8 protein-coding genes are annotated in these 13,172 nt (G+C 35.6%); 1 reads left to right on the forward strand and 7 read right to left on the reverse strand.

Going from position 1 to position 13,172, the window contains the following annotated elements; translation table 11 throughout:
- Positions 1-227: 227 nt before the first annotated feature.
- The 5 genes from CG11_RS11685 to CG11_RS11705 form a co-directional block, all read right to left on the reverse strand.
- Positions 228-602, reverse strand: coding sequence for a hypothetical protein (locus CG11_RS11685; RefSeq protein ID WP_052596390.1), 375 nt, complete (start codon positions 600-602; stop codon positions 228-230).
- 109 nt (positions 603-711) lie between these two features.
- Positions 712-1,083 (reverse strand): hypothetical protein, encoded by a 372-nt coding sequence (locus CG11_RS11690; RefSeq protein WP_052596392.1) that lies wholly within the window; start codon positions 1,081-1,083, stop codon positions 712-714.
- A gap of 9 nt (positions 1,084-1,092) precedes the next feature.
- Positions 1,093-3,483 (reverse strand): peptidoglycan-binding protein, encoded by a 2,391-nt coding sequence (locus tag CG11_RS11695; RefSeq protein WP_052596395.1) that lies wholly within the window; start codon positions 3,481-3,483, stop codon positions 1,093-1,095.
- Positions 3,484-3,799: 316 nt separating this feature from the next.
- Positions 3,800-4,126: a hypothetical protein gene (locus CG11_RS11700; RefSeq protein ID WP_052596397.1), complete on the reverse strand. Its 327-nt coding sequence runs from the start codon at positions 4,124-4,126 to the stop codon at positions 3,800-3,802.
- Between the two features lie 296 nt (positions 4,127-4,422).
- Positions 4,423-7,350 carry a T9SS type A sorting domain-containing protein gene (locus CG11_RS11705; protein ID WP_052596403.1) on the reverse strand — a complete coding sequence of 976 codons (2,928 nt, stop codon included), beginning with the start codon at positions 7,348-7,350 and terminating at the stop codon, positions 4,423-4,425.
- A 165-nt stretch (positions 7,351-7,515) separates the two neighbouring features.
- Between CG11_RS11705 and CG11_RS11710 the strand changes: the two genes are divergently transcribed.
- Entirely contained in the window at positions 7,516-8,916 is a 1,401-nt protein-coding gene (locus CG11_RS11710) for a hypothetical protein (protein WP_052596405.1), read from the forward strand.
- Positions 8,917-8,991: 75 nt separating this feature from the next.
- Here the strand turns inward: CG11_RS11710 and CG11_RS11715 are convergent, their stop codons facing one another.
- Together CG11_RS11715 and CG11_RS11720 are read right to left on the reverse strand one after the other, a co-directional pair.
- Positions 8,992-11,178: a T9SS type A sorting domain-containing protein gene (locus tag CG11_RS11715; protein WP_081909534.1), complete on the reverse strand. Its 2,187-nt coding sequence runs from the start codon at positions 11,176-11,178 to the stop codon at positions 8,992-8,994.
- 91 nt (positions 11,179-11,269) lie between these two features.
- On the reverse strand, positions 11,270-13,036 hold the full coding sequence (locus CG11_RS11720) for a T9SS type A sorting domain-containing protein (RefSeq protein WP_052596410.1): 1,767 nt from the start codon (positions 13,034-13,036) through the stop codon (positions 11,270-11,272).
- Positions 13,037-13,172 lie beyond the last annotated feature (136 nt).

The raw sequence follows: 13,172 nt of genomic DNA on the forward strand, positions 1-13,172 counted from the left end.
GACGAAGGAACAATCATTCGACAAATGCAGTATTCGAGTATGAACGCAGTGAACGAGATGCGCTTATGCTGGTAGCACAAAACTAAGCATAAAGCTACGCTGCTAATATAATACGGCTACGGTATAATCATCTCAGTTATGATTATCAAAAAAATTCCTACGATACTGCTTACTTTCTTCTAAATATTAGACATTATCACGAATTAAAACGTACGGGATAGTGTCTATTACACAATAACAATTAAATAATTATCAAGGTTATTATTGTCTGAAAAATCTGATAAATATTTCTTACTATCTTTCAAATTTTCAATAAATTGGAGGTAAAGTGTTTCATCAATAGGATAGTTAAATCTCTTTTTTTTGTCTTCTAATGGCATATTTTCTAAAGCCATAATAACATATTCTATTCTCTCTAAGAAAGAAGTAATGTTTTTTTTATCTAAATCTATTCCTTCTCCAATTTCATAGTCAAAATCTTGTAGTTTTTCATCAGAAGATTCTTCACAAAGAAATTTCAAAGCAGGAGTTCTGCAAAATCCTCTATTCGCAACTAATTCATTTGTATTTTTATTGTGAATTGCTATATCTACACGACTCATAATATGGTTATGGTATAATCATTACATTATAATTATCTAAGATACTGCTTATTTCTAATAAAGCATAAGCAAAAATACGAGCTTTTGTGAGTTGTATTATAAAACAATGTTAAGATACTTCTATTACATACTCTTCAATATTATTATTTACAATGAAGTTCTCTAGATACTTTTTCCCTGTTTCTAGGCGTTTAATAAAATAGTTGAAAATATCTTCATTATATGAATCAAATGATTCAAGACGTTTATCGTTGGGAATATCCTTTAGATACTTAATTACGTATTGTATTCTATTTAAGAAGTCATCAATATTTTCTTTATCTAAAGAAAGACCCATGTTGAGATCATAATCGAAATCTTGAAGTATATCATCCAAAGAATTTTCACAATAAGATTCTAAAGAGGAATCTCTGCATAGAGGTGTTAGACCTACAAATTCATCTGTATTTTTTTTACTAATGCTTATATGAATTGATCCCATAATTTATTTTTATTTATATTCTACATGAATTGTCCAATCAGGATAATCTTCTTTTAGCTGATCTATTGTTTCTTCAATTTTAGTTTTTAGTTTTCCATCATAAGCATCTTCTGTTGCTCTTAACTTATACTTGATAGATTTAATTTGTTGAATATCGGAAATATCGGGTAGGTAAGGTGATGAAAGTTTGTCTGTAGTATCATAAAATACGTGGTCAGACTTATTTTCAATGAAATCAATTTTTTTCTTTGCATTTTTGTATAAGTTTTTATTAATCCAATTATCAATTGCAACATCTATACCTCTAGGATTTCTGTCAAAACCCTTAGCATTTTTGTCTTCAACAATAACTTTATTCTTAATATCAACTCTATCTAATTCTAGTAAATGAGCTTTATCATCTGTTCTAATCCTTTGACCACGATAAATACCTCTATCAGCATCTCGTTTAAATAAATTGTTTCGTTCTTCATCACTCATTCTTCCTAGGTCATGCTCATCCAGTTGGTCGTCTGCTTTATTTTTATTTATTTTTTTGTCTAATTCATTTCCTCCTACTCCATCTTTATCACCATCCATCCGCATATTTTGCGGGCGGTCATTGTCTATTAGATCATTCCGTTTCATATTAAATGGTACACCATCAATAGTACTTAATTGGGGCATTAAATTGGGGTCTATTCCATCCAATAAGTGTTGAGCAGCAATTGCTAAATCATCTCCAAAACGACCAACTGTATTCTTAATTTTACTAGAAGCTGCTATTATTTTTGCCCCTACTCCTGCGGCTTTAATTGCATTAACAGCCCCTACTGTAAAGATAGCTAAAATTACTTCAAATGCAATCATTCCTACGCCTTTCCCTATCGCTCTACCTTGTTCAAAAGGCGATTTTTGTTTGAACTCTTGCCACCAAGTATCTGCTGTTTGAGGTAGGTTTTTAATGAACTCCCAAATAGCCGATATGATTTCTCCTAATTTACTAGCTAAAGTACCTTGGAAATAAGATTTAACAACATCCCAAATCATTTGAAGCAAGTCAGGAACGGCTTGTAATGTGCCAACTAAACCATCCCATAAGCCCTCTAGTAAACCAACACTATACCCTCCATACATATGGAGAAAATCAATTGCTCCTTGAAATTGATCTTTTATAGAACCTGAACTAACTAAGCCTGCTTCTTTCATCTGTAAAATCAAGGCTTCACTAGGCAACATGATATTCATTTCTGAACGAATACCAATGTTTTGATAAATACTTCTTGCTTCTTCTTCGGTAGAATTTAGTAGCATTCGTTCCCACCAAGATAAGGTATGTTCTTCTTCTTTGTAGTAAATAGCAGAACGACCATCATTCATAAAAGCAATGGCTTGTATAATCAGTCGAGCATCATGTTCCTGTACAAAACTACTGCCATATCTATCTTGTACAACATCCCCTAAATTCTTTTGATCTTGGCTAATCATAGTTAATTCAGATTGTGCCAAATTTGGGGCTGTGGCAGTAGTTCCTTGAGTGACATAATTTGAATTTATCCAACCTTCTCTACCGTCAGTTGTTTGTATCAATGACCAACTAGATTCATAAGCATATTCTCCAACTAAGGTTACATCTGTATCATAATGGAGGGTAAACTTCATTTTAGATTCCTTGGTTGGGTCTGAATAAATACGAACGCCACTCACCTCTTGGTTATGATGTATTCCTTTATCTTCGCTTTGATCTTGATGAGTTAATGTCTGTTGTCCTTGAGCAATAGCTAAGTCATTAGCCGTAGCAGATATTTTGGCAGGGCGGTTAATTTCCTCTTGCACTTCAAAACCTTCAACACGTTCTACTTTACTTCCTTCTTCATTAATAACAATTCTAGGAAAACTATATTGATCTAAAGCTAATAAGGTTTGTCGTCCAAAATCTCCATCATTTCCTAAGCCCTCTTCTTGTTGAAATTTCTTAACTAAAGTAATCGTTTGTTTTCCATAAATTCCATATTGCCCAATAGTTGCCTGTGGATATAATTTTTTCAAGGCTTGCTGAATAGCAAAAACACCTTCTCCACTTGAACCTTTTGTGAAATGATCTTGTGGATTTACTAAAAGGCTTCGGAGTCGTTGATGTTGTTTGAATAAAGGAGATTTTAAAGTAGGGGGAGGATTAGAGTTATTCGATGTTGAAGCAGTTGTATTGGTTTCTTCTTCTGTATTTAGTCCTGCTATCCATTCTATCATAGCAAGATTATCTAAACTATTATCTGCGATATCTTGAAGTTTTCTAGCTTCAATAGCTTCTGGACTATTATCTACAAATTCTTGCTCTTTATTGGTATTATTTTGTTGAACAGTTTGTTGGTTAATACTTTCTTTTTCTTGTCCTTCTTTATAATACTTCTCTAAGCCCATTATGTCATGCGTTTTATGTTCTAGTCATTTTATTCCACATTCAAATTACTAAAAAATATAAAACCGTACAAATTTTATTTTTTAAGAATAAAACAAAGTCTACCCCGAAAAGAGCTTATGCCCTACTTTGAAGGGCATATTGGAGCTTGGAAAATCGGGATGGCTTGTACTAGTAGTACAAAAGAATAAGCCTACAAAGAATACGTCCGCATTTGTCAGTTGTGACGAAGGAATTGTTTACGAAGCACTACATAGTAATACCATAGCTAACTATTATAGAAATGGTAATATGCTTTCCTATCTAATCTATACTTCCTTAAGCTTTTTCCCCATAAGGATAGAAACTCCCCCATGCAAATAAGGCTCCTGTTGCCAATCGTTTAAATAGAGCTATTTTTTCTGCGGCGACAGGATCACTTTCGTCCTTAGGTACATCGTACTCAATTTCAACATTATCAAGACTCAACACTTGGAAATTGTTTTGGCGAAAAATAGCAATTACTTTTGCTTCAAATTCTTCTGCATCATTTGCCCTAATCGCAATGTACGTTTGTGCTCCATCTCCATTTCCAACGCTTCTGTTGACCCCCATGTTTTTTACATGTGCCAGCCCTATCCATATATCTTGATCTTTTTTTGCCATATCATTTTATCTTTTTTAGATTAATACTTAGCTCTGCTGTTACTCCGTGGTTATGGATTTTTATTTATCAACCTCCCCCCCCCCGAAGTTCGTGCAAATGAAGTTACAAAATATCCTATAGAAGATGCTGTATTTAGAAAAAAAATCCCACACCAGTAACCAATTAATGGTTACCAATGTGGGCATACACCTCTTGTACTGTACTTAATCAAATGATCATCCGCTAAAACCAAACTATGGCAGCAAAATCAAATTAATTCTAAGGTAATGAACAAACTACTGTACACAATCAAAATTTATTGTGCTACAATTTTTCCAGAACTAATAGCTTCACCATTTCCTAATAATTTAAACACATAAACACCCTTTTCTAAATTATTTCGAGGCAATTCTATCTGATTCGTGGCATCTTTTGACAACGTTGCTACTTGTCGTCCCATAACATCGTAAACAACTAAAGTCAAATTATCATACTCAGCTCCTTCCACTTCAATAGTTGTTCCGTAAGTAAATGGATTAGGATAAGCATTGACCGTTACCTGTGGTGCATCTTCTAAAGGCACAACCGTTAAGATGTAAAAATTCACTCCAATTTCATGGTAAGTAGTATTCGTACGCACTGGAGCATTCAAATCAAAGTAGATATCAGCAAAATTATTGATAATTGTTCCTGATGGATTATTGGCGTTCTGCTGGATTCGGAATTTCACAAAACCATGAGATGCTGGTTCGTTGACATTACTATCTGGCAGCATGATATAATCAAATTTTACTTCTAGTATTCCATTTCCTTTCAAGCTCCAAGTATAAGGATGACTAGCACTAGTTACCTGAATACTTGATGGGTCCAAATGTGGCGATAAAGTATCGATCAAGGTAACAAAGAAAGCAGTATCTGTTCCTGTATTTTGAAAATTAATCTGATAATCTATGTACTGATTAGGGGCAATATAATGCGATGAATTGTACCCTGCTGGTTGTGCTTCTTTGTTGTTCGGATCGTAAGAACCGTTGTTTTGTCGACAGCTAATAGCTCTAAAAGTAGGTGAGTGACCATTTGGAAATTGAGTAGGATAACCAACATTAAACAAACCACTTCCGTCTGGCACACAGCCCTCTACAAAAGCGCTGACAATCGGATCTGAAACAGTCCAAGGAATACCAGACTCTTGTTCTACTTCAATTCTATAAAACTTTCTTGGTAATGCGGGCACAGAAACAACAGCTGTACCTCCATTTGGAACGTTTACCGTACCTGTTCTCATAATAATATTATCTTCAAACACCCAATACGTTCTAGGGGTAAGCGTGCTAGCTGAACTCATATTTTCGATTACAAAAAAGACACTATCATTCTGACACTTTCCTTCCACATCTAGCAGCATACCTGTCCAATTGTTGGGCAGACACAAAGAATCAGGTGTAATCGAAACTTCAATACAATGCGTTTGTCCTAAGATAGCTGAAGTATCTACTTGAACAGTAATATTAATGGTACCACATTCGCCAACCTCTACTGTTCCTACATTAAAGACGTACGTATCTCCTACTTGACTAACTGGCGCTTGAGAAAACCCTAGTATATTTAGAAACGAATCTAACTCAACAGTTACTTCTACGTTTTGAGCACTATCCGTTCCTGTATTACAATACTCTACGGTGTAAACACTTGGCATAATTGCTCTTAAAGCAGGTACAGAAGCATCGACCTCCATAACAGGACAAGAAATAGTTGCTTCTAGAGCAAAATCTATCGTATCATAAGATTGAGCGATAATTGTTCCTGAATTTTGAGGGCAATTCAAATCATAATACGGATGCAAGTTTGGAATTGTCACTGTGTATGCTCCTGGCTGACATGGAATAACATAGTGTCCAGCAGTATCTGTAGTAGCATAATAATTAAAATTTGTTGCCCCATTTAAAGAGGCTTGTACAACAATACCCGCCAAGTTAATATCTCCTATTGTTTGCGTACAACTCACATCAGCATCTTGATAAACGGTTCCTTCGATGTGTCCACCTAAATAATTTCCAAGACTATCGGTTAAGATAACATACATCTCATCTCCCCCCATGCCATAAGCATCGGTTTGCCCTACTACAATGATTTGACCATTCGCTGTCTCTTGAAGATCGTATCCATAATCTCCATTGAATGTTCTAGTCCAAACCAAATCTCCCGCAGCGTCTCTTTTTTCTAAAATAAAGTGATAATCAAATCCTACAAATCCTTGTCCAGTATTAAAAATAGCTTCTTGTTCTGTTCCTGTCACGATATAGCCACTATCTGCCGTAGGATAAACAGCATAAAAGGACTTGTTAGGCATTCCTATCCCCAAAGAATTAGCCATCCATATAGCAGAACCTGTTGCACTTAATTTTAACATCAAACCATTATAAGGAGCATTAGGAGCGTGTTGGCTTAGGGTCTGACCTACTACGATATAGTTGCCATCTAGTGTTTCTTGTATATCATGGATATTGGTATGATAACCTATTGCTGCACGATATGTCCAAAGTGTATCTCCATTCATATCTGTTTTTACAATCCCACAAATATTTACGCCCGACTGCTCATAAATTCCTCCTAAAATATAGCCTCCATCTATTGTTTGACGTACCACTTTTGCTTCTCCTCCTCCATCTCCATATGTTTTTGTCCATGAGGCATTTCCATTGGCATCCGTTTTTATTAGATATGTATTTACAGATGGGTAGTTTCCTCTTCCTCCTATTATGTAACCGCCATCGGTTGTTTGTTGTACCGAGTATGCATTATCATAAGCACCAAAACTATTATAACTTTTTGTCCAAAGCGTATCTCCGTTTGCATCTGTTTTTACTAGAAAAATATTTTCTGAAGATACTCCAGATGGCATTCTTCTTTGTCCAGCTAAGATGTATCCACCATCTGATGTTTGTTGAAGGGCATTAATTTCTTCTTCCCAAACACTTTGCCCATACGTTCTTGTCCACAAGGTATCTCCCAAAGCATCTAGTTTCACCAAATACATATCAGCATCACTCCCACCAAAACTATTGGTATATCCTCCTACAATATATCCTCCATTGGTTGTTTGTTGTACTGATTTTGCAGATTCGTTGCCTGCTCCTCCATAAACTCGTTCCCATGTCTGTTGACCAAAGCTAGCTGTGTGACTAAGACAGCTGCATAAAATTAGCAAACAGATCGATTTCCATTTTTGATTAATTAATCTCATATTGTAACTTAATTTTTAGTTTTTTAATCATTGACTATTGATTGATAATTACTAGTATCGAGTACTCTTCAACTGTTTAATCCAAAGATAAAGTTATAATCAAACGAATAAAAAAACATTATTACCTATTTATCAGAAATCAAATGTATTTTTTACCTTTACAAAATGTATAAAAGTAAAGTCATAGAAATATTCCAAAGCTTCAACAAAGCAGAAAAATCTGGTTTGAGACGGTGGGTCTATTCCCCCATTCACAATGAGCATAAAGATGTGACTAAGTTGGTTGTTTATTTGTTATCTAAACGTAAAATAACGCCAACTTCCGTTAAAAGAGAACGCGTTTTTCAACACCTATATCCCGATACGCCATACAATTTATACCGTTTAAATCATGTCTTATCTTTCACGGTAGAAGTAATGGAAGAATATATCAGCTATCTAATGTCTAAAAACACTCGTTTTTTAGATTTTTTTTCTGTTGCCAATTACTACAAAAGCAAATCCTTGCCTCATTTGGCGCAGAAAGCTTTAAAAAAAGCCCAGTTGAGCCTAGAAAACAGTCTTTATCAAAATGATAATTATTATCATTCCAGTTTTTTGCTAGAACAAGCAATTTTTGGCTTAAAAGGCACTGAGTTGCGACAACAACAAACCAATTTGCAGGCTATCTTTAGTGATTTGACTACGTTTACTATTGTAGCGACACTTAAAAATGCTTGTACAGCTATTTCTCATCGAAGCCTCTACCAAACAGAATATCAAGTGCCTCTTTTAGATGCCATTCTTCAAGAAGCGCAATCGGTCACCTATCAAAACAATTTTGTCGTTCAAAGTTACTACCACAGTTACATGGCTTTGGCAGAACCTGAAAATGAAATCCATTTTAAGGCCTTAAAAAAATTATTGCTCTCTCAACACATACCACTTCCTATTGAAGAGCTAAAATACCATTGTTTGTTAATGATTAATTATTGTATCAAGCGGTTGAATATGGGGGCAGAAGCATACGTACAAGAAGTATTTGATATTTACCGTTATGGATTGGAACATAACATATGGATTGAACAGGGACATTTGAGTCACAGTACATTTAAAAATATCGTCACAGCTGCTCTGCGCTTGAAGGCTTATCCTTGGACACAGAAATTTATCGAAACCTATGGTTCCAAGTTGAGAAATAGCCACCAAAAGGATTATACGAATTACGCAAAAGCTAAGTTATTTTTTGAACAAGGTCTATACACCGAAGCTCAGGAGGTATTAGTCGAAACAGATTTAATTGACTTATTTATTAGTCTAGATATCAAGCTTTTATTACTAAAGATTTATTGGAAACTCAATGAATTTGATTTATTAGAAGCGCACTTAGATAGTTTTGCTGTTTATTTAAATCGAAAAAAGGTACTTGCCTATCATCGTCAGATTTATGGGAATACCATCTCTTTGGCTCGAAAAATGATGGCTACCAACCTAAGTATAACAACAGAAAGAGAAAAATTGCGTCAACTGATTCTTAAAACGACTCCACTAACAGATCGACCTTGGCTGTTAGAACAATTGACATAACTTTCTCAAAAATAGTGAGAGGTACCACTTTTTACAGCAGTACCTCCTATCCCTAATTTTACCCATTCAGTTCCCCTACTGATGAATAATACGTTTGGTTGATACCCCTCTGGCTGTTTGGGCTGTAACTACATAAACACCTGTTGGCAAGGCACTAATATCAATCGTATGATGTTCTTCTAAAACACTCATACTTTGGTGATGATAAACTACACGACCAGAAATATCTGTTATTATATATTGAATGGCTGCCGATTCCTCTAATTCTACATCTATAGTTAGATAGTTGGTGACTGGGTTGGGATAAACCTCTAGCTTTATACTAGATACAGGTACAGGGGGCAATGGAGTAGGTTGCTTAGAAGCACTCAAATGTATACCTATAGCTGGAACGGTATTACTTTCTCTTATACTGTCATAAAAATCTACATTTCCTGTTGCACTCACCGTTTTCGATGTCGTTGCACTAATCGGACTTGCACTAGACGATCCATGTCTGTTCATGGCATAATTCAATCTCGTTTCAGCTAAAAAGGGAGACGTGCTTCTGTTAAAAGTTGCTGCTCCACCTGTTTGGGATGGATTTATTTCTAGCGCTATATAATAAAAAGCATTGTCTTTTAATTGAATTGCATTTCCTGAACCTGTTGGGTCTATAAAATTGGTTGCTGTCGCACGATTATAACTAGGTGTAGAAATTGTCGTACCTAATCCTGTTAGTTCAACAGGAGTGAAAGCAATTTTTGTCAACTCTACGGCTTCTATGCTACCGTCCGCAGCACCTCCGTTAGCCCCGTCTACAAACTCATAGATATTCATAAAAACAGTCTGTGTTGCAGGACCTGAAAAAGAGCTGTGCAAGTGATAAACAAAATCTATCGAGTCTATTTTGACAGAATCTCTTGCTCCATTTGGAAAACTAAAAATAGAACCGTACTCAAAAGCAGCAAGATTAGCTGGTGTAAATCTATCTTCGCCAGATACTCTATTGTCAATTGGAGAGACTTTTGATTTTGTTAAGTAATACGAACCTGTGCCATTTTGGTCATCTGTAATCACAAAAGAATGCTTGACAGTATCATTAGCAGCGCTTCCGTCCGCATGATTATGCTCCACCCAATAGGTCACCTCATACGTTCCTGCCTTGTGGGTCATAATAAAATCTAAATCACGCACTTGAGTCACCATTGTAACACCTACAAAGTCATTAGTAGGAATAGAATCCGCTCCACCTCCAACTAAGGTATCCGAATACACTCCATACGTTGTGTTTCCCATTGCATCTGTATAATCTATAGAGCATCGTATTCTTGGATTATCTGCTGCTTGAATGGTTTTTGTACCATAGTTAACAACTTTAGCCCCCCATATCCAGTCTCCTAAGTTATTTGGATTAACATTAACCAATGGTCGATGCGTGTTGTTGCTAAAGCGAACAATATCCCCTATTTCTCCATAAGTAGCACTGCCAGATACTTCTTTTGCGAATCCAATAGCAATATCATAATCTGGAGCAATTTCTACCGAAACATCGTCTATTATTGTAAAATAATACCTCCCATTAAATGTAAATTTCAAACGACATTGTGACAAATTTGCAACGCCTGCTGTTACATTAGGAAATAGAATGCGTAGTGTTCCATCTACGGGGTTGTTTCGAACAGAAAACTGTAGCGACTTAATATCAAAAGGAGTACTCCAAGTGGCGCCATCATCGACAGAAATGGCAACCGAGTATTCTGTTACATCAAAATGACGATAATAAGAATAAAACTCGACCACAAGTGCCGAATCGGTTGCCCCTGTTAAGTCCATTCTTGGAGAAATTAAAGCTCCATGTTGATGATTAGGAGAAGTTCCCGTTCCACCTGGTCCGCCTGTATGTAAAAAATCCGAATCAAAGATAGCAACACCATTAGCTACAGAATTGGAGCTTGCAGATTGGGCAATAGCATATGTTCCCTGTGATACTCCTGTGGTATTTCTAGTCCAATACGCTGCTCCAGGTACATTAACACCACTTGCGTCGCTAATCGACAATGCTGTCCAAGCCGTAGGGGAATAATTGGAAGCTGTTGTTGATTGTATAAAATTGTTTTGGAATTCAGCTTCTGCTTGACCGCTAGTAGCACCGACTCCCCAAAGCTTGGTCTGACCATAACAAGACGCTACTCCTCCCAAAGTAATAAGTAGCAAAATGCTTTTAAGAAAACTTAAATTATTCATTGTTATTTTTATTTGTTGAAGTTTTAATTGTTTCATTTATGGCATGGGTTTGCCATTCTTGCACAAAGGTATTTTTTGTACAACACGCTCTAAATATTTAATTTATCGAAGGGTAGATACTGAAATTCTATTGGGCTATAATTCTTCCTTTTCCTATAACTTTACCTTCTGCAAATAGGTTAAATACGTAAACACCAGATTTTAAATTATTAGGGGTCCAAACCATTCGTGTTGTGTTGCTTTCTTGGATACGAACCATTTCTCGACCAATAATATCGTACACAACTAAAGTCACTTCTTGCGGTTCTCCCCCCATTTCTATTGTTACCCTATCCTTAAAAGGGTTAGGATAAACCTTCATTTGAGGAACTACTTCTGGGCAGATAGTAATTATAGGAGTAATAAAAAAGTCAGAGGCAGTTTCGTGAATAGTAAGGTTCGTTTGAATGGGTGGCTGTTGATCCATATAAACATCTGCCAAGTTCTCAATAACATTTCCTATTGGACTAGGAAAGTTTTGTTCTATTCTAAATTTTACAAAACCATAAGATTGAGATATATCAACAGAACTGCTAGGTAAATTGACACTATCCAATTGAATTTCTAGTATGTTCTGATCTTTTATACTCCAAGTATATGGATGACTAGCACTTGTTAGTTGAACACTAGATGGGTTTAAATAATTAGATAGGGTATCTATTATAGTTATTTTATGAACAGTGCTTGCTCCTGTATTTTGAAAATTAATTTGATAATCAATAAATTGCCCTACATTAATATAATACCCTGCTCTATATCCTTGAGGTTGTGCCATTTTACGATTCGCTAGAGTAACAGCTGTATTTTGTTGACAATCTACAGCATCCCAAGATACTCTATTGGCATTATTATATTGAGTAGGAAAACCTGTATTAAATTCGCCATTATTATCAGGAACACAACCTTCTACAAAAGCACTAAAGATAGAATCTGGAGCATTGCTAATATCTCCCACCTCTATACGGTAAAATTTTCTAGGCAATGCCGATAGACCTATAATTGTATCTATTCCATTCATCACATTAACATTTCCTGTACGCATAATAATATCATCCTCAAAAACCCAATAAGGCTTGCTAATTGCTGGTAGTGCGGATTGATTTCTAATGGTAAATAAAACACTATCGTTCCGACAAGTTCCCTCTATGTCTAGCCACCAGTCCATCGCACTATCTGAATAACAACTAGAATCAGGAGTAATATATGCTCTTACACAATGTGTTTGCTCATCAATAGCAGTAGATTTTACCTGCACCTCCATATCAATAGTTCCACTTTGTGCAACTCCAACCGTTCCTATATTAAATAGGTATACATTGCCCAACTGGCTCGCAGGAGGAATTGAAAAACTTTGTACATTCAAAAAAGAATCAACTTCTAATTCTATTTGTACTTGGTTAGCTGTAGCCGTTCCTCTATTACTATATTCTATCGCATAAGTACTCGAAAAAGCTTTGGTCAAGATGGGAGCAGAAACATCTACGTTCATCGCAGGACAAGAAATATATACTTCCAAAGGAAAATCAATTGTATCCGATGCTTGTGTTGTCACTACTCCTGAAAAAGGCGTGCAATTGGGCTGTGTATAGGGTGTTCTTACAGGATAAACGGTGTAGGTTCCTGAAGGACAGGATATAGAGTAATGCCCATCAGCATCCGTCGTCCCATAATAAAAAATATTATTGCTACCATTAAGCAACGCTTTTACCGTAATTCCAGATAAATTAATATCTCCGTTGGTAAATGTGCAATTTGCATCTAAATCTTGATAAACGCTCCCTTCTATATTTTGTTGACCAACAATAACAGTACAACATAAGTTGAGCCACAAGAGAATAAAAAATATGTCCTTCATTTCTTTAACTTATTAAAATTTAATACTGCACTGCTACCTACGGCATGGTCGTGGCTTTTTATCAAATAAAAAATAAGAAAAGTCATTCCCTCTTACCAACTTAATTATCAATACTTTAAAACTCTATATAGCAATT

Origin of the sequence: Aureispira sp. CCB-QB1 (genome assembly GCF_000724545.1) — a bacterium.
In the GTDB taxonomy this organism is placed as follows: domain Bacteria; phylum Bacteroidota; class Bacteroidia; order Chitinophagales; family Saprospiraceae; genus Aureispira.